Here is a 24613-nt window from a genome sequence, read left to right as displayed (position 1 = left end):
TAGCGAATGATGGAAGGGATCATGATTTGGCTCCCATATCGTGCTGGCTATGGTCCATGCCTTCCATCTTGCCCATCTCATCCGTTGCGGGCTTGGTGGTATCGCCGTTTGCCGGCGCTTGCTCCTGATGGATGGTGGTGATGCGGTACTCATCCCCCTCCTGCATCACCTGCAGATGAAGGGTCTGTCCTGCGGCCAGCTTGCTGATGTCGACCCCGTCCGCCACGGTGAACTCCATCTCCATGGCGGGCCACTGCCACTCGGGGATGGGCTGGTGGGAGACCATCAGGGTGCGGTTGGCCAGATCGACGCTTTCAACCTCGCCCTGGGTCCACACCTGGGCGGGGCGCACTGCCGTCATGCGCTGGAAGTCCGAATCGATGGCCGATTCGGAGTCGAGCAGAAACTGGGCCGAGCTGACGATGCTGTCCCCTGCTTCGACCCCTGCCTTGATGGCGACCTTGTCGCCAAACTGGGGGCCCAGGGTGACGGCGACCGACTTGAAGCTGCCATCCCCCAGTGCCAGCACCAGCCTGTCCTGGCTGCCGGTGCGGATCACCGCTCCGCTCGGTACCACCAGCCGGGGTTCGCCCTGTCCGGTGCGAATGCTCACCTTGGCGAACATGTTGGGTTTCAGGAACTCGTCCGGGTTGGCGAAGCGCAGCCGCACCTTGAGGGTGCGGGTGGCGGCATCCAGGGTCGGGTAGAGGTAATCGACCCTGCCCTGCCAGCTGCGGCCGGGGGCGTAATCCAGGGTCATGGTGACCGGGTCGCCCACCTTCAGCTGGGCGGCCTGGCGCTCGAACACCTCGGCGCTCACCCACACCTGCTTGAGGGTGCTGATGTTAAAGAGCGCCGCGGCGGGCTCCACATACTGGCCCTCGCGCACCTTCAGCTCGGAGACATAACCGCTGCTGGGGGCATAGATGCGCACCGTCTCCTGTACCTGACGGCTGCGCTTGAGGGCCGCAATCTGATCTGCCGGTACCTGCAGGGACTTGAGCTTGCCCTCGGCGGCGCGCAGCAGCAGGGGGTTGGCGGTGTTGAGAGCGAGCAGATACTCGTGCTGGGCGTTGACCAGATCCGGGGCGTAGAGCTCGTAGATAAGGCTCCCCTTGCTCACCTGCTGCCCCTCGCTCTTGATGGCAAGGGTGCGGATCCAGCCTGCCATGCGGGCGTTGACCGCCTCCAGCCGGTCCTCGTCATAGCCGACGTAGCCCACCGTCTCGATCTGCTGGTGGATGGGCAGCTTCTCCACCTTGGCGAGCCGCACCCCCAGGTTCTGCTGGATCTCGGGGTTGATGGTGACTGTGCCGGGTGAGCCGCCCTGTTTTTCCTCATAGACAGGGATGAAGTCCATCCCCATGTTGTCCTTGGCGGGGGCATCGCGCTTGTCGCGCGGATCCATGGGGTTGACCCAGTAGAGGGGCGTCTTCTCCTTGGCAGTGGGGCCTGCACTGGTCTGTTTGGCAGCCCAGTAGCCGCCACCGGCGCCGAGGGCCAGCAGCAGGGCGGACATCAACAGTGTCTTGTTCATGACAAGCCTCCGGTGCGCGGGAGGCGAAGGGACGGCTGGCGCGGCCGCGCGCAGGCAGACCGGGTAACGGGGGTGGATGACATGGTATCTCTTCTCTTCTGTCAGGCCGCCGGTGTGGTGGTGTGCGCGGGCAGGGCATCACCACGAGGCGGCAAACGGGGCGCAGCTGTGTCAGCGCGCACGGCTCCCTGCGAGCGGGCCGGTTTGGCCAGGGCGCAGGGTCAGGCAAGGCGGCAGAAAACGGGCAAGCCGAGGCTTGCTGTTGCCGCGAGAGAAGATCTTTCTAGTGGCGCAGCACCGACAACATCAGGTGTCGGCGCGGCCAGGAGGGAGGGTGGGTGCCGCGGGATCGCAGGAAGGGATCCCGCAACCAGTTGTCCAGCACGCTGTTCGCCGTCCCGAGGGGCAGCAGCAACAGCGGCAGCGCGAGCAAGGTCAGCAGGGCGGCCAGCAGCGGCAGGCCGGGAGTGCCGGTCGAGGTGAGCCCGCCGTGCATCTGGCACTCCTGGCTGGCGGCATCTTGCGCTCCCACATCCGGGCTTGCCCCGTGGCAGGAGAGCCCCTGCATGGCGCTGTCGCTCATGGCCTGATTGCCGTGAGTCATGGCGGCATTGAGGGCATCCACCCCGTGCCAGCCGATGCAGAGGGTGAGATTGCAGACGAGCATCAGCCCCAGCAACAGCCGGGCAATGCGTTCGATGGGCAATCTCGCTACGAGCATGGGGAAAATCCTGACAATGACTGGGGGCACTGTAAACCTTACCTTGAGAGCAAGGTCAAGGTATGTGGGCAACGGGATGGCGGCCGCGTGATCCCGCTCGCGGCTCGGGCCCGGCTGCGGGGTATTGTCTCTCCTGGCGGATAAAAAAAGCCCCCGCATGGCGGGGGCTGTGACTTACGACTTGGGTTGCGCCGTCTTGCCGCCAGCGCGTTCCGAGCGCCGCATGATGAGGCGGAAGAACAGCGGGATGAAGAAGATGGCGATGAAGGTCGCCGCCAGCATGCCGCCGATGACCGGCCAGCCGAGGGCGTGACGGCTCGCCGCACCGGCGCCGCTGGAGGTGACCAGCGGCACACAGCCGAGGATGAAGGCGAGCGAGGTCATGACGATGGGGCGAAAACGCAGCCGTGCCGCCTCCAGCGCCGACTCGATGAGGCTCATGCCCTCTTCGTGCTTCATCACCGCGAACTCCACGATCAGGATGGCGTTCTTGGCCGCCAGACCCACCAGGGTCACCAACCCTATCTGGAAGTAGACGTTGTTGGTCAGACCCACCAGCCAGGTGGCAAGCAGGGCGCCGAACAGGGCGAACGGGACGGCGGTGATCACCGCAAACGGCAGGCTCCAGCGTTCGTACTGGGCCGCCAGGATGAGGAAGATCATCACTATGCCGAAGCCGAACGCGGTGCCCGCACTGCCGGCGGCCGCTTTCTCCTGATAGGCGGAGCCGGTCCACTCCAGCTTGGCGTCGTTGCCGAGGGACTCGTCGGCCACGGCTTCCAGCGCGGCGATGGCCTGGCCGGAGCTGTAGCCGGGTGCTGGCTGGGCCATGATCTTGGCCGCCTGGAAGATGTTGAAGCGCTCCACCAGTTCGGGGCCGGTGGCATCACGCACCGTCACCAGGCTGCTGAGCGGGATCATCTCCCCCTTGTCGGAGCGCACATAGACGTTGCGGATGTCGCTCTTCTTGGCGCGGTAGTCCGCCTCGGACTGCAACTGCACCCGGTAGGTACGGCCGAACTGGTTGAAGTCGTTGACATAGACCTGGCCGAAGGTGGCCTGCATGGTGTCGAACACGGCGTTGATGGGCAGCCCCAGCGCCTTGGCCTTCTCGCGATCCAGATCGAGATAGACCTGGGGCACGTTGGCGCGGTAGGTGCTGGTCACGCTGGCGAACTCGGGGCGCTGCTTGGCCGCCTCGAGGAAGCGCTGCACCTCGGCCGAGAAGGCCTGGGCATTGCCGGTGCTGCGGTTCTGCAGGTAGGCCTCCAGCCCGCCGGTGGTGGACATGCCGGTGATGGGAGGCGGGTTGAAGGAGGCGACGAAGCCGTCCGCCAGCCCCATCAGGCTCATGCCCTGGAAGGTCTTGGCCAGGGAGAAGGAGTCCTGCCCGGCACCTTGCCGCTCGCTCCAGTCCTTGAGGGTGATGAAGCTGATGCCGCTGTTGCTGATGATGGCGTTGGAGAGGATGTCAAAGCCCGAGAAGGTGATGACGTCCTTCACGTTGGGGTTGGCCATCGCCATCTGGTCGAAGTCGTTCGCCACCGCCTGGGTGCGGGTGAGGGAGGCCGCATCCGGCAGCATGACGGCGGAGAGCAGGTAGCCCTGATCTTCGTTCGGTACCAGCTCGCCTGGCACCTTCATCAGCAGGCCGTAGATGGAGACCAGGATGAAGGCGATGATGGTGAACGCCACCCCGACCCGGCGGTTGAGGAAGGCCACCCCGCGCACGTAACGGCGGGTGAGGCCGTCGAAGGCGTTGTTGAACCAGACAAAGAAGCGGGCCGGCTTGTGGTGGCCCTCTTTGAGCAACACGGCACAGAGGGCCGGCGACAGGGTCAGCGCCACCAGACCTGAGATGGCCACCGACACCGCCACCGTGATGGCGAACTGCTTGTACATCACCCCGGTCATGCCGCCCATGAAGGCGACCGGCAGGAACACGGCGCACAGCACCAGCACGATGGCGACCACCGGGCCGGAGACCTCCTGCATGGCGAGGATGGCCGCCTCTTTGGGCGAGCACTTCTTCTCCTGCATGATCCGCTCGACGTTCTCCAGCACCACGATGGCGTCATCCACCACGATACCGATGGCGAGCACCATGCCGAACAGGGTCAGCAGGTTGATGGAGAAGCCCAGCACCAGCATGCCGGCGAAGGTGCCGATGAGCGACACCGGCACCGCGATACAGGGGATCAGGGTGGCGCGGAAGTTCTGCAGGAACAGGTAGACCACCACGAACACCAGCACGATCGCCTCGAACAGGGTGTGTACCACCTCCTCGATGGAGATCTTCACGAACTCGGTGGTGTCGTAGGGGATCTGGTACTCGATGTCCTGCGGGAAGCGCTCCTTGAGGCGCAGCATGGTGGCGTGCACCTGATCGGCTACCGCCACGGCGTTGGCGCCCGGTTGCAGATAGGTGGCGATACCGATGGCCGGCTTGCCGTTGGCCTTGGCCAGCAGGTCGTAGTCCTTGCCGCCGAGCTCGACCCTGGCCACGTCCTTGACCCGGATCTTCGAGCCGTCCGGCATGGAGCGGATGATGATGTTCTGGAACTCGCGCACATCCTCCAGCCGTCCCTTGGTCTGCACCGTGTAGGTGAAGTCGATGGGGGCCGTGGTAGGCTGGGCGCCGATCTTGCCGGCCGCAAACTGGGTGTTCTGCTCGCGGATGGCACCGATCACGTCGCTCGGGGTGAGTTCGAGCTGGGCCAGTCGATCCGGCCTGAGCCAGATGCGCATGGCGTAGTCGGTGCCGCCGAACAGGGTGGTGTCACCGACCCCGGGAATCCGCTTGAGCTCGTCGATGATGTTGAGCAAGGCGTAGTTCGACAGGTAGGTGGTATCGAAGGTGCCGTCAGGCGATTGCAGGGTGACCACCTGCAGGATCGAGGTCGATTTCTTCTTGACCGTCACCCCCTGCTTCTTCACCTCTTCCGGCAGCTGGGCCATGGCGGCCGAGACCCGGTTGTTGACGTTGATGGTGGCCTGATCCGGATCGGTGCCGATCTCGAAGTAGACGTTGAGGTTCATCTGGCCGTTGGAGGCCGAACCCGACTGCATGTAGAGCATCCGCTCCACGCCGTTGATCTGCTGTTCGAGCGGTGCAGCCACCGTCTGGGAGATCACCTCGGGGGTGGCGCCCGGATAGAAGGCGGTGACCGACACCACCGGCGGGGTGATCTGCGGGTACTGCTCGATGGGCAGCGATCGCATCGCCGCCAACCCGCCCAGCACTATGATGATCGAAATCACGCTGGCGAAGATGGGGCGTTCGATGAAGAACTTGGAAAACATACGAACTCCTTACTTGGCCGCGTTCTGGCCGACCATCTTGGTGGTGATCGCCTTCATCTCTTCGGCAGAGACGGGCTTGACCACGGCGCCGGGACGGGCCTTCATCAGCCCCTCGACGATATAGCGCTCACCGGGCTCGAGGCCGCTGTCGATCAGCACGCCGCTGTCGACCACGGAACCCAGCTTGACCGGGCGGGGCACCACCTTGTTCTCTTTGTCCACCACCATCACCATGCGGTCGGCCTGGGACTGGACGATGGCGCGCGGCGGCACCAGGATGGCATTTTTGCGGGTGCCCAGATCGATGGTCATGCGCACGAACTGGCCTGGCAGCAGCACGCCGTCCTTGTTGTCGAAGATGGCGCGGGCCCGGATGGTGCCGGTCTGCGGGTCGACCCGGCTGTCGGAGAAGTTGAGCTTGCCTGCCTCGGGGTAGACGGAGCCGTCCGCCAGCCGGATGTGGGTGCGCCAGTTGGTGGCATCTTTGGCCTCAATCAATCCCTTTTTCACCGAGTTCTCGAAGTTGAGGCGATCCTGCTCCGAGTAGGAGAAGTTGACGTAGAGGGGATCGAACTGGGTGATGGTGGTGAGCAGGCCGTTTTCGCCGCTGGTGGAGATGAGGCTGCCCTCGGACTGGGAGCTCTTGCTCGCCATGCCGTTGATGGGGGCGGTGACCTGGGTGTAGCTGAGGTTGAGTTCGGCCTCTTTCACCTTGGCCTGGGCGGCCTGATGGCTGGCGATGGCCGCCTCGTAGTTGGCGATGGTGTCGTCATAGTCCTTGCGGCTCACCACCTGGCGCTTGAACAGCGGGATGATGCGATCCCGGTCGGCGCGGGCCTTGTTGAGGCGGGCCTGCTCCTGGGCCAGGGTGCCCTTGGCCTGCTCCAGCGCCACCTTGTAGGGCTCGGGATCGATCAGGAACAGCGCCTGACCGGCGGTGACCGGCTGCCCCTCGATGTAGGTGCGCTTGAGCAGGATGCCGCTCACCCGGGAACGCACGTCAATTTCGCGAAAACCGGCGGTCTCGCCCACCATTTCGGTGGTCATCGGCACGTCGGTCAGCTTGACCTCGGCCACCACCACGGGGACCGGCGGCAGAGCCTGGGCCCCGGTGGCCGGTTCATCACCACAGGCGGTCAGTGCGCTGGCCAGTGCCAGGGCGATACAGCCGCGCTTGAACATCTCTTCCCTGACGTATTGCACCTTCATCATCACACTCCTGTGGGATGGTGCGCGATTGCCGCGCCCAGCCTTTTTCTTCATGAACATGGTTAACTGCATGGTTACAAATTTAACTCATTGGATTACTGACAGTTTTCTAATGATAGAGCACGAATATTGAACCCAGGCTGCTCGACACTGAAAGTTGTCGGTGTCGATCGCGCCGTGGCGGAGGGGGCTGCGACAATTTGTGTCAGTCTGGCAGACCCTGCATCGTGACCTTGCTGGGGAGCAGGAGACCCGGAGGGAATTATAAGAAGGAAAAAGCGGGGGAAGTGGGGGCTTGGTCACAGAGGGGGCTTCAAATGCCCCCTCTGTTGTCGTTATCAGGCGAAGCAGGCCCAGATGGGGGCGTGATCCGAAGGCTTGTCGATGCCGCGCAGCTCGTAGTCGATGCCGGTCTCGGTCACGGTGTCCTTGAGGGCGTCGGAGGCCATGATGAGGTCGATGCGCAGGCCCCGGTTCTCGTCAAAGCCCCTGGAGCGGTAGTCAAACCAGGAGAAGCGCTCGCACTCGGTGGGGTTGGCGGCGCGGAAGGTGTCGGTCAGGCCGAACCCTTTCAGCCGCTCCATCCATTCGCGCTCGATGGGCAGGAAGGAGCACTTGCCATCCCGCAGCCAGCGCTTGCGGTTCGCTTCGCCGATGCCGATGTCGAGATCGGTGGGGGAAATATTCATATCCCCGATCAGCACTAGCTGATCGCTCGGGGTGTGGTGGGTCTCCAGATAGCGCTGCAGATCCTCGTAGAACTTCTGCTTGGCCGGGAACTTGGTCTCGTGATCCTGGCTTTCACCCTGCGGGAAGTAGCCGTTCATCACCTTGATGAGGGAGCCGTCTTCGCGCTCGAAGGTGGCCATGATCATCCGGCGCTGGGCCTCTTCATCGTCGGTGGGGAAGCCTTTCTCCACCTTGACCGGCTTCTGCTTGCTCATGATGGCCACCCCGTAGTGGGCCTTCTGGCCGTGAAACTCTACGTGATAGCCCATGGCCTCCACGTCGGCCAGCGGGAAGGCCTCGTCGTGTACCTTGATCTCCTGCAGGCCGATCACATCCGGCTGATGCTTGTCGATGATGGCTTTCAGCTGGTGCAGGCGGGCGCGCAGGCCATTGATATTGAAAGAGATGATCTTCATGTCCGGGATGCTCATGTCATTTTTATAAGTGGCTATTGGACTAGGAATCCGCCGTGGATGCAAGTGAAGGCGAGGGGCCACATCCGGGACGGGCCGCCCGCCATAGCGGGCTCAACGGGTCATCTTCTTGACGAACACCACCACAAACAGCGCCAGCGTGAAGCTGCCGGTGAAGGCCTCGAAGGCGGCGAAGAGGCGCGAGAGGCCGATGGGGGTGAAGTCGCCATAACCCAGGGTGGTGAAGGTCACCACGCTGTAGTAGAGGCACTCCAGCAGGAAGATGGCGTTCTGCTCAACAGGAGCGCCGGGCCGGTAGATGAGGTGGTTGCCGTTGAAGCTCAGGCCAAAGAAGAAGTAGAAGATGCTGCAGATGAAGATGAGCAGCAGGGAGAAGAGCACCACCCGCATGGGGGCCTCGCCGTAACCGCAGAACAGATCGACGATCCAGGAGGTGAAGCGCTGGGTCGACCAGAACGGCAGCTGCAGCCGGCGCATGGTCAGCTCCTGCTGGATGTAGCGGCCGGACATGGTGAAGATACCTTGCGCCTCCGAGGCCTTGCGCAGATCGCGATAGGTCTCTTCGGCCTCTTTGAGCCAGATGCGGGCCTGCACCGGGTCGCGCTCCTTGCGGCCGCGTCGCTCCTGCATCAGCCGTTTGCCGGTATCCAGGTTGTCGAGACGGGTATTGTGCCAGCGAATGCCGAGCAGGTTGACGTCGTCGAGGGTGGCGCAGTGCAGGTTGGCTTCGCTGAGATCCGCCTTCATCAGGCTGCCACCCTTGATGCGAATGCCGTAGAGATGAGCCCCCTGCAGGTTGGCGCGGTAGAGGTTGCACTGTTCCAGCAGGAACCCCTGCGGGGCCCCCTTTTTCACCAGGTTGAGGCCCGACAGATTGGCGCGGGCCAGTTGCAGGCCGTGGCACAGCCCGCCCTGCTGGATGTAGTGCTCCAGCTCGCGGGCGGTGTGGGGATCCTGATGATTGGCGTGGGGATCGTGCCAGCGGCACAGATCATGGTCTCCCGCCTCTTCGCTGCAGTGGCGACCGTCCGCCACCAGATATCGACACATGGCCATCGCCACTCTCCTCCCTTTGCCGAGTCAGTATCAGCATAGGCGAGCGGGCCCTGGTCAGCTGAGCTGGGTAAACTCCTGACGCAGCTTGCGAAAACGATCCTGCTGGGCCGGATTGAGGGGGATGCCGTCCAGCACCTCCAGGGTCTCCTTGCACTCGGCGCCAAACTCCGGGCTCTTGCGGTTTTTCTGCATCAGCTGCAGCAGCACCTGGATCTTGTTGAGGGCGGCGCCGGTATTGGCCGGGGCCCGGCGCAGCGCTTCGCGAAAGTGGCCGAGCGCCTGCTCCAGCTCGCCGCTCTGATAAGCTTTGATGCCCAGCTCGTTGAGCTGCTGGTAGCGCTGGCGACGCTCGAGCACTGTCTTGTCGTCGCGGGTGGCCTGGATGCAGGTGGTGAGCAGCCGATCCTCGTCTTCGGCCAGCAGCGCCTGCAGGCTCTCGGCATATTCGAACTCGCCGAGCTGATAGAGGGCGAGGATGGTCTCGCCCAGCAGGCTGGGGGGCATGGTGGCAGGCTGATCGAGCCAGTTCTGGTTGGCGCGGTAGAGCATCTTCTTGCCCTTGAGCAGCTCGCCGAGGGCGATCTGCACCCGGGCCTGGCAGATCTGCTCGAACACCGGGTAGTTGAACTCCGACATCATCAGCGAATCGCGGATGCGCGACAGGGCCGAGTTGACCTGCTTTTGCAGGTTGGCGATGTGGTAGATGTCGTTGCTGTTGAGGGCGTAGAGGGTCAGCGACTGGATATAGGCCCCCAGGTAGTGGGGGGTGCGATGAATGGAGTTGCGCGACAGGTCGATCAGCGACAGCAACACGTCCTTGGCCTGGGCGTAGTCGTGGCGCAGCAGGCACACCTCCGCCAGCCGGCGGGAGAGCTGCACCGACTGAGGCGAGATGTCGACCGCCCGCTTGAGCTCCTGCTGGGCCTGTTCGTCGTTGCCGAGCGCGAGCTGGGACTCTGCCAGCCAGAGGTGGGCCTCCACCATCAGCGGGGTGTTCTTGAGGGTGGCCTGCAGGTGGCTCACCGCCTCTTCGTTCAGCCCCAGGGTGTGGCACGCCTTGCCTAGCGTCAGGCGGGCCCAGCTGTTCTCCTGGCCGGCCAGCAGCTGGCGCATCAGGCTGCGGGCCTCCTTGGCCTGGCCCAGCTTGAGCTGGGTGTCGGCCTGCAGGCAGCGGCAGAAGTTGGCAAAGCGAGGCACCGCATCGGCCCGCTCGGCGCAGGCGGCGAGCAGGGTGGGCAGATCCTCTTTGGCAAGGGCGCTGAACACGCTCTCCAGCGCCTGACGGCGGGCGAGGGCGCGTTTGAGACGAAACGAAAACTGCTCCTGGGAGAAGGGCTTCATCAGGTATTCGTCGGGCTCGGCTTCCAGCGCGCTCAGCACCATGGCGCGGGAGCTGTCGCCGCTCACCATGATCACCACGCTCTGGGGCGGAATGAGCTTCTGATCCCGCAGGCTCTCCAGCAGCTGGCGGCCGTTCTCGCCGACCCCCAGCTCGTAATCGAGCAGATAGATGTCAAAGGTCTCTTTCTGGCAGCGTCGTCTCGCCTCTTCGGCCGAGTTGGCATAGGTGATGCGGCTGATGCCGATGTTGATCAGCATCGCCTTCATCATCACCTGAAAGGAGCGCTGTTCATTGACCAGCAGGATGCGCTTCGGTTTGGGTGGGGCTTTTTTCTCTGGCTCGGATTCCGGTATCTGCATCTGTCTGGTCAGGGCGCTACGGGCGGATAACAGAAGTGTGCCACCAAAGCGCGCAGACAGGCAATTGAACATGGGGCGCAGCCATGGTTTTTCCGCCAAGCCCCGCCATTCATGGCTTCTGCCGGACCAAATAAGGGGGGGAACTGGGGGAGGGTAGGTGGCGAACGCCTGCCTGACCTGAACGATGAAGCCGCCCACCGACCGGTGCTGAGTTCGCCCCCTCGGGCGGTTTTTTTCGGGCTGGGGATTGTGCGCTCAGGTGTCTTTTGATACCACTGAACGCTTTCCCCTGCGGATCAGCTGCCATTGCGCGACAAGGAGTTCCCATGCGCCTGCCCCCCTTTCCTCCGCTGGTCTGGATCGTGATCCTGGGTACCTTCATGGTGCGCACCAGTTTCTTCATGGTCTGGCCCTTTCTCTCGATCCTGCTCTACCGGGAGTATGATCTCTCGGCGTCCGGCATCGGGATGCTGCTGGGCGGCGCGGCCGTGCTCTCCTGCCTCATCGGCTTCTACGTTGGCTGGCTCTCCGACCGGCTCGGCCGGCGCACCATACTGCTGCTCGGTTGCGCCCTGTCGTGCGGTGCCTACCTGCTGCTCGGGTTCGGCCACTCCCTCTGGCTCATCGCCCTCGGGGTGTTTGGCTCGGGTCTCTCCTACGCCTTCATCGACACGCCGGGCAAGGCGCTGATGGGGGATCTGCTGCCCGAGAAGGCGCAGCGGGAGCTGGCTCAGCACCTGCGCTACTTCCTGCTCAACGTGGGGGCGGGGGTGGGGCCCCTCATCGGCGTCATGGTGGGGCTCGGTGCACGCCAGGAGACCTTCGTGGTGACGGCCGCCAGCTATGGCCTGCTCGGCATCGCCTTCCTGCTCGGTTTTCGCCGCGAGTGCGCTGGCCGGCCGGATGTGGGTCTCACCCTGGGGGCCATGCTCAGGGTGGTGGGGCGGGATCGGGCCTTCATGCTGTTCATCCTCGCCAACTTGCTGATGATGCTGGTCTACGCCCAGGTGGAGTCGCCGCTGATCCAGTACCTGACCCGCGCCGGCGCCCCCGAGGTGGAAACCCTGGTGGCCCTGCTGGTGGCCACCAATGCGCTGACCATCATCACCCTGCAGTTTCCGCTGCTGCACCTGACCCGGCGCTGGCGGGTGAGCCTGCGGCTGCAGTTCTCCATCCTGCTGATGGCGTCCGCCCAGGTGCTGTTCGCCCTGTCGAGTCCGGCCCTGCTGTGGCCCTGGCTGGTGGCGGTGTTCTTGCTGAGCGTGGGGGAAGCGGTGCTGTTCCCGCTCTTCAATGTGCTGATCGACGAGATGGCGCCGGCCCACCTCAAGGGGAGCTACTTCGGGGCCAGCGCGCTGGCCGGGCTTGGCTGGGCGCTCTCGCCCCTGGTGGGGGGCTGGCTGTTGCAGGTGTGGGGCGGCCCGGCCCTGTTCGCCGTGATGACCGCGATTTGCGTGCTGGTGTTTCTCCTCTACGGGGCGGGCAACCGGGTGGCGCGTCCGTCAGCCGACTCGGCCGGCTGCGGGGAGTAGCCTGAACGCAGCCGATCGGTGGTCACTGACCTGATGCCAAGCTGCCGGTGGCTCCGGCGCCTTGGCGTACTCCCATCGACTAGTACAGACGTGAAGACAAGGAGGCTGATTTATGGCTGTTTGGTCACCAGATAGGGGGCGAACTGGGGGGTATGGCTGGCGGCGAAGCCCTGCTCGGTCTTGACGATGAGATAGACCGCGAGACCGTGCGCCTTGGCAAAGGCCATCGCCTGCTCCGGCCCCATCACCATGAGGGCGGTGTCGAGGGCGTCGGCCTCGAGCGCGGTCGGGGTGATGACGCTGGCGGAGACCAGCTTGTGGGTAATGGGCTGGCCGGTGGCGGGGTCGATGATGTGGGAGTAGCGCTTGCCGTCGAGCTCATAGTAGTTGCGATAGCTGCCGGCGGTGCTGAGGGCCATGCCGTTGGGGATCACCACGTCAGAGAAGGCGCCGGGCTGGTCGGACGGCTCGACGATGGCCACCCGCCAGGGCTTGCCCTTGGCGTTGTTGCCCTTGCTGCGCACGGCGCCGGCCACCTCGATGAGGTAGTTGTGCACCCCTTTTTGCTCCAGCAGGCCGGCAATCTCGTCAGAGGCCGCTCCTTCGCCCAGGGTGGAGAGATCGAGGTAGAGGTCAGGGATGCGCTTGCCGAGCAGGAAGTGATCCCCCTCGGGTGCCAATGTCAGCCGGTCGATGCCCACCTTGTGGCGGGCGCTGGCAATTTGCTCGGCGCTGGGCCGTTTGACGGGCCGCTTGTCCGGCCCGAATCCCCACAGGTTGACCAGCGGGCCCACGGTGACGTCGAGCTTGCCTGCGGTGAGATGGCCGGCGTCGATTCCCTGCTGCACGATGTTGGCCATGGTGGCGGGAATGGCCATGGGGGGCTGGCCGCTGCCCTGATTGAAGCGGGAGATGAGGGAGTTCGGGTCGTAGGTGGAGATCTCGTGATTCATGCGCACCAGCAGGGCATCGACCTCTTGCTGCAGCGCCGGCTCGCCGCCCGGGAAGGGGTCGCTCAGGGTCACCGCGTAAAAGGTACCCATGGTCTTGCCCTGAATGCGGGTCGGGGCCGGCTGACAGGCGGTCAGCATCAGCAGCAGGGTCAACAACAGGCCACGGTGGGCCGGGTGAGCAAGAAGCGACATGCGGGATCTCTTTGGCTGAAACGGATGGCACGGAAGACAAGCGTGCCGGGGTCGCCAGCTTAGCCAAGGGGGCGGCGGCGGGCGAGTCGCGGCTGGACAAAAGTGCGGGGGATAATTAAACAAAGAGTGGTTAGTGGGTGGCGCGGCCGGTGCGTCCAGACAAAAAATGGGGGCAATCTGGTGACCTGACCCGCAGCTTTGCGCTAAAGACATAGCCGAATGACGACAGTTGAGTAGAATAAGGTCGATTTTGACAGCATGTTTGCCAGCCATGGTGCGAGCCCGCAGGCAATTGTGTTGCCATCTATTGCCAATCAAAGGAGAGGATGATGAAAAAGGCGATTACCCTGCTGTTTCTGAGCACCCTGGCGGCCCCGGCTCTGGCCGATGAGTGCGCGTTGGTCATCGAAGGCAATGATGCCATGCAGTACAACCTCAAGGAGATGAGCGTCCCGGCCACCTGCAAAGAGGTAACCGTGACCCTGAACCATACCGGCAAGATGCCGGTGACCGCCATGGGCCACAACTGGGCGCTGGCCACCACCGCCGACTATCAGGCAGTGGCCACTGCTGGCATGAGCGCCGGTGCCGACAACAACTACCTGCCCAAGGATGACCCGCGCGTGCTGGCCCACACCAAACTGGTGGGCGGCGGCGAGAGCACCAGCGTCACCTTCAAGACTGACGGCCTGGCCGGCAAAGATCTCACCTTCTTCTGCTCCTTCCCCGGCCACTTCGCCATGATGAAGGGCACCTTCAAGGTCGGTTAAACAGAGCTTGTCGACCCAGAAGCCGGGCACTGCCCGGCTTTTTTGTGCCTGCTTGCGGCGTGAGTTGGATTCCTGTGATGGTGCTATCGCACGCCGTTTTATGATCCGGCGCCAGGTGAGCGGGGGAGTGAGAGGGTAAAATAGGCGCCTTTCGGGCCTGCTGGGCCCGCTCGAGAGGAACCAAGGTCGTCATGAAAGCCATGAAATGGGTGATCAGCGGTTGCCTGCTGCTGGTGTGCGCCATCGCGCTGGCAGCGGAGCCGCCGGTCAAGAAGAGCAGAAACGGCATCTGCCATCCCCAGGGCGGCACCTATTACAGCCGCACCAAGCACTACACTCCCTACGACTCCATGCAGGCCTGCCTAGATAGCGGCGGACGGGCGCCCAAACGCTGACCGGTGTCAGGCCTGCTCCTGCCGCCTACTTGGGCTGCAGGGTAAAGAAGGCGATGGCGCTCTTCTTCTGGCAGTCGAAGTGGATGCTCTGCTCGCCGCTGATCAGCAGAGTTTCGTTGACCGCCATGGGGTGGCCCGCCGCCGTGAGCTGGCCGCTCAACAGGTAACAGAGATAGGTCTTGTCCGCTTCCAGGGTGAGGGTGAGCGGGAAGGGCAGGTTGAGCACCCGGATGTTGGCGCTGAGGCGGGCCGGATCATAGATGAGCCCCAGATCCGTCACCTCTTTTTTCAGCAGTTCGCAGTGGGTGTCGTCATCTCCGCTGAAGTGGGCCGCCTCGAAGGTGGCGTAGGGGTGGCCGTTGAGCACGAAGCCGGCCCCGCTGATGGGCAGCAGGATGCGCTGATAGCCGGGGAATTTCGAGAAGGGGCCGGCCCCCTTGATGGGCGCCGAGCTCAGCCGGTAGGCAAAATCGAGCCTGTCGAGGCTGGTGCCGGCAGGGGAGATGAGGATCTGGGCTGTGGTGCCCTGCTTGTTCTTCCAGGGCATCTTCAGCTGGTCGGACTCTTTTATCAGGGTGATCAATGGCGCCTCGGCAGGTGGTGAGCGGGGTGAATCGTGTGGCCCAGTGATACCACCCCGCCCGCCGCTCCACAAGGCTGCGGCACTCACCGGCCATTCGCTTGCCCACTATTTCGCCGGTGCCACCCGCTTCGCCCCTCTTTGCCTCCTGCCGCGTCGCCATCCCTGTATGAAATGCCGCCACTTGGACAAGGCGGGCAAGGGCAAAGCCTCAGGCTGTGATCCCGGCGCTGTTAAAGCGGCGGCGGCTCGCTACACTGGCTGCTCTGTTGCCCAAGGAGGCCCCATGACTCACAAGATCATTCTGGATACCGATCCCGGTATCGATGACGCCATGGCAATTCTGTTTGCCGAAGCCCACCCCGCCATCGAGCTGCTCGCCATCACCACCGTATTTGGCAACGCCACCATCGAGAACGGTACCCACAACGCCCTCTGGCTCAAGCAGCAATACGGCATGAAGGCGGACGTGGCACAAGGGGCAGCCGCCCCGCTGCGGCGCGAGCCGGTGGGCCCGACCACCGTGGTGCACGGGCCGAGCGGGTTTGGAGACGTGACGGCGGGGGAAGTGACCCTGGCGCTGGATCCCAGGCCGGCCTGGCAGTATATCGTCGAGGCGGTGAAGGCCGCGCCCGGCGAGATCACCCTGGTCACCATAGGTCCGCTCACCAACCTGGCGCTGGCGCTGCAAGAGGCCCCCGAGATCACCGGCCTGGTGAAGCAGGTGGTGGTGATGGGGGGCGCCTTTGGCGTCAACGGTCATCGCGGCAACGTGACTCCCTATGCCGAGGCCAACATCCACGACGATCCGGATGCCGCCGACCGGGTGTTCACCGCCGACTGGCCGGTGGTGATCATCGGGCTGGACGTGACCCAGCAGAGCTTCTTCAGCAGCGCCTATCTGGATGCGCTGCGTGACGACGCGGGTGAGCCGGGGCGCTTCCTGTGGGATGTCAGCCGCTTCTATCTGCGCTTCTACTCGGAGCGGATCGGGCTCGACGGCTGCCACGTGCACGACCCGTCCGCCATTGCCTACGTGATCGATCCGACCCTGTTCACCCTGCGCGAGGGGCCGGTGCGGGTCATCAACGAGGGGCCCGCCATCGGTCACACCCTGCAGAAATTTGACGGCATGTCCCACCCCCACGACGGCTGGGCCGATTATCGCGCCCAGCAGGTCGGGGTGGCGGTGCGGGATCAGGCGCTGCTGGCGCTCTATCGGGAGACGCTGGTGGCCTGGGGCCGCAGCCGCTAGGGGGCTCGGCGAGCAGGGTGGCCTGCGGCCGGGCTTGAGGCGCGGCTGTGATCCGCGCCAAACAATCGGGGGCCAGTTGCGGCTTATACTGTCCGCAACCGTGTGAAGAAGGAGAAACAGGATGGCCTGGTTGTCGTTGCTGGTGGCGATCGCCCTCATCTGGTGGTTGATGAAGCTGGGGCGTGGCGCCCTGTTCGAGATCCGGCTTGCGCCCGGCAAGGTGCAGGTCAAGCGGGGCAAGGTGTCGCCGGCGTTCATCGAACAGGCCAGGCAGATCCTGCGTCACGAGACGGTGCGTGGGCGCATCCTGGGTCAGCGCGATGGCGATGGGGTCAAGCTGGTCTTCTCCCGCTCCATTCCCGAGCCGGTGGCTCAGCGCTTTCGCAATATCTTCCCCTATGGTGACTACCGGTTGGGGGCGGTGCCGCTCTCCGGCTCCAAACCGCGCAAGGGGTGAGTCGTCACTCACATAGCAAACGGGCCTCCACTGGAGGCCCGTTTCGTTATGGTCGGCGCGAGTTATTGGTGCAGGGCGCGCTGGGCCTTGACCGTCTCCGGTTTGATGGCCACCCCTTCATTGCCCCAGGAGGCGCGCAAGGTGTTGACCAGCTCGGCGATCTGCTGATCGTTGAGGGTCCAGCCATAGCCCGGCATGTGGTAGCCGATGTTGCCTTGGGTGACCGGGGTCTCGGCACCGTGCAGCAGCACGTTGAGCAGGCTGCTCGGATCCTCGGCCAGCACGGTCTGGTTGCCCACCAGCGAGGGGATGACGTGGTCATTGCCCTGGCCATTGACCCCGTGGCAGGTGGAACAGTACATGGCGTAGTCCGCCTTGCCACCGGCGCTGGCGTAGGCCCGGTTGCCCTTGCTGGCCGCCGCGTCGTCGCCGAGTTCGGTCAGGTAGGTGGCGATGCTGGCCAGATCGGCGTCACTGAAGTACTGGCTGCTGTGCGTGATCACTTCCGCCATGGGGCCGCTGACGGCCTGATGCTGGCTGCGGCCGGTTTTCAGCAGGTCGATCAGCGCCTGCTTGTCGTAGCGGGTGCCGCGAATGTTGGGGGCATACCAGCCATCCAGGGTGGCGCCGCTCAGATAGAGGGGCTCTGCCTCGGTCAGGGCCTTTTCCTGCATGCCGAGCCCGCGCGGGGTGTGGCAGCTGCCGCAGTGGCCCGCCCCCTGCACCAGATAGGCGCCGCGATTCCACTCCTCGCTCTTGCCGGCCACCGGGGTAAAGCGACTGTCATCGTGATAGACCCAGTTCCAGCCGTTGAGCGGCCAGCGCATGTTGAGCGGCCAGGGGATGTCGCTCTCCTTGTTGGCAACAGCCTGCGGCTGCACATCCTGCATCAGGTAGTGGTAGAGGGCGGTGAGATCCTCGTCGCTCATCTTGGCGTAGGCGGTGTAGGGCATGGCTGGGTAGAGGGGATCGCCGCTGCGGGTGACCCCTTCGCGCATCACCTTGATGAACTCGGGCAGGCTGTAGTTGCCGATGCCGTGGGTCTTGTCGGGGGTGATGTTGGTGGCATAGACGGTGCCGATGGGGGTGGGGAAGCCCTTGCCGCCGGCCAGCGGCTTGCTCGCCTCGCTGGTATGGCAGGCGGCGCAGTCCCCCAGCTTGGCCACGTATTCGCCGGCCGACATGGCAGGCGCAGCTTGCAGGGTGAAGGCGGGCAGGGCCAGCAGCACGGCGCTGGCTGTCAGGGTCAGGGAACGGATCATTTGGCACCTCCCTTGTGCATGGCAACCAGCTCGTTGACGGCGCGCCAGGCCTGATCGATGGCGGAGTGGGCGTAGGGGCTCCAGTCCGAGTCGGAGTTGGCGATGGTGATGTTGCCGACCGGCTGGCGGCCCAGCTCGATCCACTTGTCGCACTGCGCCTCGTCATCGAACAGGGTGTTGGTGATGTAGGAGTAGCCGTGGGACCAGCGGTTGACCGTGATGGCGAGGATATCCTGCTCGTGGTTGAAACCTGCGCCGCCCAGCATCCCCTGCAACTGTTCGCGGATCATCTGCTCGTGCTGCTCGAACGGCATGCCGAGGATCATGGCGCGCCCCTTGCGGGACTGCTCGCGGGCCGAGAGGCCGCTGCCAGGCAAGGTCGGCACGTAGACCATGTGCAGGCACATGGGCTGATCCGGGTTCTTGGGATGCTCGTAGCCGCCGAGGTTGACCGGGTAGTCGAGCTTGACCCGGCTGTAGGGGGCGGCGGGGGAGTAGACCTCGTGCACCCCCAGCTTGACGAAGGATTGCCAGTTCTTGATCACCACCTTGGTGTAGACCAGCGGTGCCTTGACGTTCTGGCGCAGCGCCTCCTTCTGGGGCTCTGCCATCTCGGGCACCATGTAGGGGATCATCATGTTGTAGCCGGCCATGATGGACTGCTTGGCCCGCACCCGGTGCAGTTTCCCCTCCTTGATGTAGGTGACGTCCACTCCCTGTTTGCCGTCTTTGAGCGGCACGTTTTTGGCCTGCAGCGCCGTGCTGCCAAGGCGCAGCTGTACCTTGTGCTCGGGCAGGTCGAGCTTGCTGTAGTCAAACTTGGCCAGCACCACGTCCTGCATGGTATGACCGGGCGCCACCTGCGGGATGAGCTTGCGCACCATCAAGCGGGTCAGGCCGGCGTTGCCGTCCGGGAAGTGGAAGATATAGGGATCGTCCAGCTCCGCCTGCTCTTCGGCATCGAGCGGGGTCAGGTTCATGCCGCCGAAACCGGGCAGGGCGCACAGGCGTGCATCGGCGCAGGCTGTGGCGTCGATGCCGACCGCCTGGAAGTCGTTGGTACGTTGCTGGAAGTAGGTGATGGCCCGCTCGCTCAGGCCCACCTTGTCGCGCAGGAAGGTGGTGTAGCTGTTGCGGGTCATCCAGAGGTCTTTTTCCGCCTGGGTCATGCCGCTCAGGTAGTCGGTCTTCTCCTCGTGCAGCGCCAGCAGGGCAGCCTTGTCGGCATCATCGAGCGGGAAGTCACCGATAAACTCTGCCAGCGGCCGGCCGTTCAGGCGATCGCGCGGGATGTCGTCGGCCACGTTGTGGCCCGGGTCACCGCTCACCACCTTGTTGACGCCAAAGTGCTTCTCGTCGAAGTAGACGCCGCGGCTCAGGCCCAGATCCGGGTAGAAGGTCTGCTGGAAGCCTTTGGCCAGCTCGTCGATGTTGACCTCGAGCGCCTTGAGCAGCCCCAGCGCCACCGGGCTGTAGACAGAGCGCGGCGATTGCAGGGATTCGCTGCCGCCGTAACCCAGCCGCAGGCCGTCCGGGGTGGTGAACTCGTTGCGCTTGGCATGGCCGCCGAAGTCGTCGTGGTTGTCGAGCAGCAGGATCTTTTTGTCCGCGCCAAGCAGTTGCTGATAGAAGCAGGCCGCCGCCAGACCGCTGATGCCGGCGCCGACGATCACCAGATCGTATTCGCCCTCGAGGGGAATGTTGGCGAAGTCATACTGTTTGCCGTCGCGGGCGATGCTGTGGGCCGGTTCGAAGGAGCCCGGGTGGTTGCCGCGCAGCCCGGTGAGGGCGGGCGGGTAGACCAGCGTTTTTTCAGCCAGCGCCGTGCCGCCTTCGGCCGCTTGCAGCAGCTTGATGGGGGCAACCCCGGCCGCAATGGTAATGGCGACGCCGTTGAGAAAGTCTCTGCGTGTGATGCTCATGGCAATCCCTGTGTATGAAGAGTCGAGTGAGAAATGGGATAAGGTTGAATTCGTGACTGGCGAGTAACGAAGGGGCGCAACCTACCGCCATATCCGGATGGAGTCCATGGGTTTGATAATAACTTATTAAACAAAATGATGGACCCTGTGATCGGCGAGACCTCATGAGATGCATGTGGCGTGCATGTTTGCGGGTAAAGCCGCACCAACCTCATGGAATTAATTGAAATTTAATTTGATTAATTATGGTTAATTTCGAGTCCTGTTATTGTTCAGCCCTGAGCGGCCAAATGTGCACGGATTTCAGCCCGTAATTTCGCCGGCTAGCCACAAAGGGGTGTTATTTGCCCTTGTTAAGTAAAGGGTTAAATCGCGGGGTGTCTGTTTAATAAACAGATACAGGGTGAAATGGCACCAGCTGGCGATGAAAGGGGGTCGAGGTGGTTTTGATAATTTTCATGACGTCAAGGCATTAACATGCAACACACAGAAATCGCAATCCACACACAAGTGAAAGATTAATTTTTCATGTTGTTCACATCCCCCCCGGGTGAAATAGAATGCTGCGTTTTTCTTACAACTTTAGCCCTGCGAAGATGAGGACATTGCATGAGACCTTTTGATGTAAAGAGGGGCTTGGGCGCTTTGCTGTTGCTCGCGACTGCCGGCTTGCTGAGCGGCTGCGACATGGCTCTGATGAGCCCCAAGGGACAAGTTGGTCTGGAGCAGAAGTCACTGATACTGACCGCACTCGGCTTGATGCTGATTGTGGTGGTGCCGGTGATTGTGATGGCGGTGGCGTTCGCTTACAAATACCGAGCGTCCAACACCAAGGCCACCTATGCACCGGACTGGGCCCACTCCAACAAGATTGAAGCGGTCGTCTGGACCGTGCCCGTCATCATTATCGCCATCCTGGCGGTGATCACCTGGAAAACCTCCCATTCTCTGGATCCCTACAAACCGTTGGAATCCGAGGTGAAACCGATCCAGGTCGATGTCATCTCCCTTGACTGGAAATGGTTGTTTGTCTATCCGGAACTGGGCATTGCCTCGGTCAACGAGCTGGCATTCCCGGTCAACACCCCGGTCAATTTCCGGGTGACGTCTGACACCGTGATGAACTCCTTCTTCATTCCCCAGCTGGGTGGCCAGATCTACGCCATGGCGGGCATGCAGACCAAGCTGCACCTGATCGCCAACGAGGCAGGCCAGTACAAGGGCATCTCGGGCGGCTACAGCGGCGCCGGGTTCTCAGGCATGAAGTTCAACGCCATCGCGACCCAGGATCAAGCCGGTTTCGACGCCTGGGTTGCCAAGGTGAAGGCCTCCTCCAAGGCGCTCAACACCATGGATGAGTTCAATGCCCTGGCCAAGAAGAGCGAAAACCACCCGGTGGAGTATTTCGCCAGCGCCGATCCCAAGCTGTTCGTCAACATCATCAACAAGTTCATGGGTGACATGAAGCACGGCGAGCACGCCGCCATGCAACACGGCGAAAAGCAGGCCGCGATGTCCCATGACGAGTCCATGAGCCACGAGGGGATGGAGCATGATGCTTCCATGAACCACGCAGACATGGAGCACGGCGACGCCATGCACCATGAGGCCCAGGGCGAGCAGATGGACCACGCCGGCCACATGCCGGCCGACAAGACTGTGAAAGCGGGTACTAACTGATGTTTGGAAAATTAACACTCGACGCTATTCCGTACCATGAACCCATCATCATGGTCACGATAGCCGGTATCATTCTGGGGGGCCTGGCCGTCGCCGGGCTCATCACCTATTTCGGCAAGTGGCAATATCTGTGGAAAGAGTGGCTCACCTCGGTGGACCACAAGCGCCTCGGTATCATGTATCTCATCCTCGGCATGGTGATGCTGCTGCGCGGCTTTGCCGATGCGGTCATGATGCGTGGTCAGCAGGTCATGGCCTCGGCTGGTAGCGAAGGCTACCTGAACGCGCACCACTACGACCAGATCTTCACCGCCCACGGCGTCATCATGATCTTCTTCGTGGCCATGCCGCTGGTGATCGGTCTGATGAACATAGTAGTGCCGCTGCAGATCGGTGCCCGTGACGTCGCCTTCCCCTTCTTGAACAACCTGAGCTTCTGGTTTACCGCCGCGGCCGTGGTGCTGATCAACGTCTCCCTCGGGGTCGGTGAATTCGCCCAGACCGGCTGGCTGGCCTATCCGCCCTTGTCGGGGCTGGAGTTCAGTCCCGGGGTCGGGGTCGATTACTGGATCTGGAGTCTGCAGATCTCGGGTCTGGGAACCCTGCTGACCGGCGTGAACTTCTTCGCCACCATCATCAAGATGCGCGCGCCTGGCATGACCATGATGCGCCTGCCGGTGTTCACCTGGACCGCCCTGTGCGCCAACGTGCTGATCATCGCCTCCTTCCCGATCCTGACCGTCACCATCGCCCTGCTCACCGCAGACCGCTACCTGGGTACCCATTTCTTTACCAATGACATGGGTGGCAACATGATGATGTACATCAACCTGATCTGGGCCTGGGGTCACCCCGAGGTGTACATCCTGGTACTGCCGGTCTTCGGGATCTTCTCCGAAGTGGTGGCGACCTTCTGCAAGAAGAAGCTGTTCGGTTACACCTCGCTGGTGTGGGCGACCATCGCCATTACCGTGCTCTCCTTCATTGTCTGGCTGCACCACTTCTTCACCATGGGGTCGGGCGCCAACGTGAATGCCTTCTTCGGCATCACCACCATGATCATCTCCATCCCGACCGGGGTGAAGATCTTCAACTGGCTGTTCACCATGTACCGCGGTCGCATCGAGTTCACCTCACCCATGCTGTGGACCGTCGGTTTCATCATCACCTTCACCGTGGGTGGTATGACCGGGGTACTGCTCTCCGTGCCGGCCGCCAACTTCGTGCTGCACAACAGCCTGTTCCTGATCGCCCACTTCCACAACGTCATCATCGGCGGCGTGGTGTTCGGTTGCTTCGCCGGTATCACCTACTGGTTCCCGAAAGCGTTCGGCTTCAAGCTGGATGACACCTGGGGCAAGCGTGCCTTCTGGTGCTGGATCACCGGCTTCTTCGTGGCCTTCATGCCGCTCTACGTACTGGGCTTCATGGGCATGACCCGTCGCGTCAGCCAGAACATCGATCCCGAGTTCCACGGCTGGCTGGTGGTGGCTGCCTGCGGCGCCGGGCTGATTGCGCTGGGCGTACTGTGCCAGGTGATCCAGATCGTGGTCAGCATCCGCGACCGCGAGAAGAACCGCGACCTGACCGGCGATCCCTGGGGCGGGCGTACCCTGGAGTGGTCCACTTCCTCGCCGCCCCCCTTCTACAACTTCGCCATCGAGCCGAAGATCAAGGGGCTGGATGCGTTCTGGGAAGCCAAGCAGGACGGTTCCGCTTATCAGCAGCCCAAGCACTATGACCCGATCCACATGCCGAAAAACTCCGGTGCCGGCGTCATCATCGCCGCCTTCAGCGTGGTGTTCGGCTTTGCCATGATCTGGCACATCTGGTGGATGGCCATCGCCGGCTTCGTCGGCATGATCGCCACCTGGATCATCCACAGCTTCAATGACGACGTGGACTACTACGTGCAGGTTGACGAGATCGAGCGGATCGAGCGCCAGCATTTTGAAAATATCAACAAGGTGGCTTAATTCCATGGCGACTGACGTTCTACATCACACCCAGGGTGCCCATGAGGATGGGCACCACGATGCCGGTGCCAACAAGGTATTCGGCTTCTGGATCTACCTGATGAGTGACTGCATCCTGTTCGCGACCCTGTTCGCGACCTATGCGGTCCTGGTCAACGGCACTGCCGGCGGCCCGAGCGGCAAGGACATCTTCGAACTGCCGTTCGTGTTTGCCGAAACCATGCTGCTGCTGCTGAGTTCCATCACCTTCGGCTTCGGCATGCTGGCCATGAACAAGAACAAGGTCGCGGCGGTCAACACCTGGCTGTTCATCACCTTCCTGTTCGGCGCCGGCTTCATCGCGATGGAGATCTATGAATTCCATCACCTGATTGCCGAGGGCTACGGTCCGGATCGCAGTGGCTTCCTCTCTGCCTTCTTCACCCTGGTGGGCACCCACGGTATCCACGTGACCAGCGGCCTTATCTGGATCATCGTGATGATGGTGCTGGTCGCCAAGAAGGGGCTGACCGATCGCAACCGTACCCGTCTGATGTGCCTGAGCCTGTTCTGGCACTTCCTCGACGTGGTGTGGATCTGCGTCTTCACCGTGGTCTATCTGATGGGGGTCATGTAAATGAGCAATCATACCGTTGACAATCACGGCGCCAGCCATGGCAGCGCCAAGAGCTACCTGATCGGCTTCGTGCTGTCCCTGATCCTGACCGCGGTGCCGTTCTGGATGGTGATGGACGGCTCCGCCTCCCACACCACCGTGCTGGCCACCGTGGTCGGCATGGCGGTGGTGCAGATCTTCGTGCATCTGGTCTACTTCCTGCACATGAACACCTCGTCCGAGGAGCGCTGGAACCTGGTGGCACTGATCTTTACCGTGCTCATCATCGCCATCGTGGTCGTGGGTTCCCTGTGGATCATGTACAACCTCAACATCAACATGATGGTTCACTGA

Annotated in this window: 20 protein-coding genes; 9 read left to right on the top strand and 11 right to left on the bottom strand. The window is 62.8% G+C overall.

The window, feature by feature from the left end:
• Positions 1-19 precede the first annotated feature (19 nt).
• The 7 genes from AHA_RS14980 to AHA_RS14950 all read right to left on the bottom strand — a co-directional run bounded on the left by AHA_RS14980 (position 20) and on the right by AHA_RS14950 (position 10690).
• Entirely contained in the window at positions 20-1537 is a 1518-nt protein-coding gene (locus tag AHA_RS14980; protein ID WP_164927703.1) for an efflux RND transporter periplasmic adaptor subunit, read from the bottom strand.
• 283 nt (positions 1538-1820) lie between these two features.
• On the bottom strand, positions 1821-2258 hold the full coding sequence (locus AHA_RS14975; protein ID WP_165444135.1) for a hypothetical protein: 438 nt from the start codon (positions 2256-2258) through the stop codon (positions 1821-1823).
• Between the two features lie 174 nt (positions 2259-2432).
• Complete coding sequence (locus tag AHA_RS14970) at positions 2433-5561, bottom strand: efflux RND transporter permease subunit (RefSeq protein ID WP_011706758.1); 3129 nt, start codon at positions 5559-5561, stop codon at positions 2433-2435.
• A 9-nt stretch (positions 5562-5570) separates the two neighbouring features.
• Complete coding sequence (locus AHA_RS14965) at positions 5571-6770, bottom strand: efflux RND transporter periplasmic adaptor subunit (RefSeq protein WP_011706757.1); 1200 nt, start codon at positions 6768-6770, stop codon at positions 5571-5573.
• Between the two features lie 338 nt (positions 6771-7108).
• Positions 7109-7915 carry an exodeoxyribonuclease III gene (xthA, locus tag AHA_RS14960; protein WP_011706756.1) on the bottom strand — a complete coding sequence of 269 codons (807 nt, stop codon included), beginning with the start codon at positions 7913-7915 and terminating at the stop codon, positions 7109-7111.
• 111 nt (positions 7916-8026) lie between these two features.
• Entirely contained in the window at positions 8027-8989 is a 963-nt protein-coding gene (locus AHA_RS14955) for an ion channel (RefSeq protein WP_011706755.1), read from the bottom strand.
• A gap of 54 nt (positions 8990-9043) precedes the next feature.
• Positions 9044-10690, bottom strand: a complete 1647-nt coding sequence (locus AHA_RS14950) for a tetratricopeptide repeat-containing response regulator (protein WP_164927701.1) — start codon at positions 10688-10690, stop codon at positions 9044-9046.
• Between the two features lie 326 nt (positions 10691-11016).
• Between AHA_RS14950 and AHA_RS14945 the strand changes: the two genes are divergently transcribed.
• Positions 11017-12222 carry an MDR family MFS transporter gene (locus AHA_RS14945; protein WP_011706753.1) on the top strand — a complete coding sequence of 402 codons (1206 nt, stop codon included), beginning with the start codon at positions 11017-11019 and terminating at the stop codon, positions 12220-12222.
• 110 nt (positions 12223-12332) lie between these two features.
• Here AHA_RS14945 and AHA_RS14940 read toward each other — a convergent pair whose 3' ends face one another.
• The gene (locus AHA_RS14940; protein ID WP_011706752.1) at positions 12333-13367 is read right to left on the bottom strand and encodes an FAD:protein FMN transferase ApbE; all 1035 of its coding nucleotides are present in this window, start codon (positions 13365-13367) and stop codon (positions 12333-12335) included.
• Between the two features lie 329 nt (positions 13368-13696).
• Here AHA_RS14940 and azu point away from each other — a divergent pair, with 329 nt between their 5' ends.
• Entirely contained in the window at positions 13697-14137 is a 441-nt protein-coding gene (azu, locus tag AHA_RS14935; RefSeq protein WP_011706751.1) for an azurin, read from the top strand.
• Positions 14138-14328: 191 nt separating this feature from the next.
• Complete coding sequence (locus AHA_RS14930; protein ID WP_011706750.1) at positions 14329-14532, top strand: hypothetical protein; 204 nt, start codon at positions 14329-14331, stop codon at positions 14530-14532.
• 25 nt (positions 14533-14557) lie between these two features.
• Here the strand turns inward: AHA_RS14930 and AHA_RS14925 are convergent, their stop codons facing one another.
• Positions 14558-15115 carry a HutD family protein gene (locus AHA_RS14925; RefSeq protein WP_162901848.1) on the bottom strand — a complete coding sequence of 186 codons (558 nt, stop codon included), beginning with the start codon at positions 15113-15115 and terminating at the stop codon, positions 14558-14560.
• A 283-nt stretch (positions 15116-15398) separates the two neighbouring features.
• Here AHA_RS14925 and AHA_RS14920 point away from each other — a divergent pair, with 283 nt between their 5' ends.
• Both AHA_RS14920 and AHA_RS14915 read left to right on the top strand, forming a co-directional pair.
• Complete coding sequence (locus AHA_RS14920) at positions 15399-16367, top strand: nucleoside hydrolase (RefSeq protein ID WP_011706748.1); 969 nt, start codon at positions 15399-15401, stop codon at positions 16365-16367.
• Positions 16368-16488: 121 nt separating this feature from the next.
• Positions 16489-16824 (top strand): DUF3634 family protein, encoded by a 336-nt coding sequence (locus tag AHA_RS14915; protein ID WP_017410690.1) that lies wholly within the window; start codon positions 16489-16491, stop codon positions 16822-16824.
• 62 nt (positions 16825-16886) lie between these two features.
• Here the strand turns inward: AHA_RS14915 and AHA_RS14910 are convergent, their stop codons facing one another.
• Positions 16887-18086 (bottom strand): c-type cytochrome, encoded by a 1200-nt coding sequence (locus AHA_RS14910; RefSeq protein WP_011706746.1) that lies wholly within the window; start codon positions 18084-18086, stop codon positions 16887-16889.
• Positions 18083-20008 (bottom strand): NAD(P)-binding protein, encoded by a 1926-nt coding sequence (locus AHA_RS14905; RefSeq protein WP_011706745.1) that lies wholly within the window; start codon positions 20006-20008, stop codon positions 18083-18085. The genes AHA_RS14910 and AHA_RS14905 overlap by 4 nt, the downstream gene beginning before the upstream one ends.
• Positions 20009-20617: 609 nt before the next feature.
• On the opposite strand from AHA_RS14905, the gene cyoA reads away from it, so the two are divergent.
• From cyoA to AHA_RS14885, 4 genes are read left to right on the top strand one after another with little or no spacing between them, the layout of a single operon-like run.
• A complete protein-coding gene (gene cyoA, locus AHA_RS14900) occupies positions 20618-21688 on the top strand; it encodes a cytochrome o ubiquinol oxidase subunit II (RefSeq protein WP_077392289.1) in 1071 nt (356 codons plus the stop codon).
• A complete protein-coding gene (gene cyoB / locus AHA_RS14895) occupies positions 21688-23664 on the top strand; it encodes a cytochrome o ubiquinol oxidase subunit I (RefSeq protein ID WP_011706743.1) in 1977 nt (658 codons plus the stop codon). The genes cyoA and cyoB overlap by 1 nt, the downstream gene beginning before the upstream one ends.
• 4 nt (positions 23665-23668) lie before the next feature.
• The gene (locus AHA_RS14890; RefSeq protein ID WP_011706742.1) at positions 23669-24280 is read left to right on the top strand and encodes a cytochrome o ubiquinol oxidase subunit III; all 612 of its coding nucleotides are present in this window, start codon (positions 23669-23671) and stop codon (positions 24278-24280) included.
• Positions 24281-24613: a cytochrome o ubiquinol oxidase subunit IV gene (locus tag AHA_RS14885; RefSeq protein WP_011706741.1), complete on the top strand. Its 333-nt coding sequence runs from the start codon at positions 24281-24283 to the stop codon at positions 24611-24613.

The sequence above is a fragment of the Aeromonas hydrophila subsp. hydrophila ATCC 7966 genome, from assembly GCF_000014805.1.
Classification (GTDB): domain Bacteria; phylum Pseudomonadota; class Gammaproteobacteria; order Enterobacterales; family Aeromonadaceae; genus Aeromonas; species Aeromonas hydrophila.
Note: the sequence above shows the minus strand (reverse complement) of the source record. Positions and strands in the feature narration are given on the sequence as shown.

Excerpts from the sequence above, each read along its gene's own strand:
- AHA_RS14905 (WP_011706745.1), bottom strand. The coding sequence starts at position 20,008 with ATGAGCATCACACGCAGAGACTTTCTCAACGGCGTCGCCATTACCATT.
- AHA_RS14910 (WP_011706746.1), bottom strand. The coding sequence starts at position 18,086 with ATGATCCGTTCCCTGACCCTGACAGCCAGCGCCGTGCTGCTGGCCCTG.
- AHA_RS14945 (WP_011706753.1), top strand. The coding sequence starts at position 11,017 with ATGCGCCTGCCCCCCTTTCCTCCGCTGGTCTGGATCGTGATCCTGGGT.
- AHA_RS14970 (WP_011706758.1), bottom strand. The coding sequence starts at position 5,561 with ATGTTTTCCAAGTTCTTCATCGAACGCCCCATCTTCGCCAGCGTGATT.
- AHA_RS14885 (WP_011706741.1), top strand. The coding sequence starts at position 24,281 with ATGAGCAATCATACCGTTGACAATCACGGCGCCAGCCATGGCAGCGCC.
- AHA_RS14980 (WP_164927703.1), bottom strand. The coding sequence starts at position 1,537 with ATGAACAAGACACTGTTGATGTCCGCCCTGCTGCTGGCCCTCGGCGCC.
- AHA_RS14890 (WP_011706742.1), top strand. The coding sequence starts at position 23,669 with ATGGCGACTGACGTTCTACATCACACCCAGGGTGCCCATGAGGATGGG.
- cyoA (WP_077392289.1), top strand. The coding sequence starts at position 20,618 with ATGAGACCTTTTGATGTAAAGAGGGGCTTGGGCGCTTTGCTGTTGCTC.
- AHA_RS14965 (WP_011706757.1), bottom strand. The coding sequence starts at position 6,770 with ATGAAGGTGCAATACGTCAGGGAAGAGATGTTCAAGCGCGGCTGTATC.
- xthA (WP_011706756.1), bottom strand. The coding sequence starts at position 7,915 with ATGAAGATCATCTCTTTCAATATCAATGGCCTGCGCGCCCGCCTGCAC.
- cyoB (WP_011706743.1), top strand. The coding sequence starts at position 21,688 with ATGTTTGGAAAATTAACACTCGACGCTATTCCGTACCATGAACCCATC.
- AHA_RS14915 (WP_017410690.1), top strand. The coding sequence starts at position 16,489 with ATGGCCTGGTTGTCGTTGCTGGTGGCGATCGCCCTCATCTGGTGGTTG.
- AHA_RS14975 (WP_165444135.1), bottom strand. The coding sequence starts at position 2,258 with ATGCTCGTAGCGAGATTGCCCATCGAACGCATTGCCCGGCTGTTGCTG.
- AHA_RS14955 (WP_011706755.1), bottom strand. The coding sequence starts at position 8,989 with ATGGCCATGTGTCGATATCTGGTGGCGGACGGTCGCCACTGCAGCGAA.
- AHA_RS14930 (WP_011706750.1), top strand. The coding sequence starts at position 14,329 with ATGAAAGCCATGAAATGGGTGATCAGCGGTTGCCTGCTGCTGGTGTGC.
- AHA_RS14950 (WP_164927701.1), bottom strand. The coding sequence starts at position 10,690 with ATGCAGATACCGGAATCCGAGCCAGAGAAAAAAGCCCCACCCAAACCG.
- AHA_RS14920 (WP_011706748.1), top strand. The coding sequence starts at position 15,399 with ATGACTCACAAGATCATTCTGGATACCGATCCCGGTATCGATGACGCC.
- azu (WP_011706751.1), top strand. The coding sequence starts at position 13,697 with ATGAAAAAGGCGATTACCCTGCTGTTTCTGAGCACCCTGGCGGCCCCG.
- AHA_RS14940 (WP_011706752.1), bottom strand. The coding sequence starts at position 13,367 with ATGTCGCTTCTTGCTCACCCGGCCCACCGTGGCCTGTTGTTGACCCTG.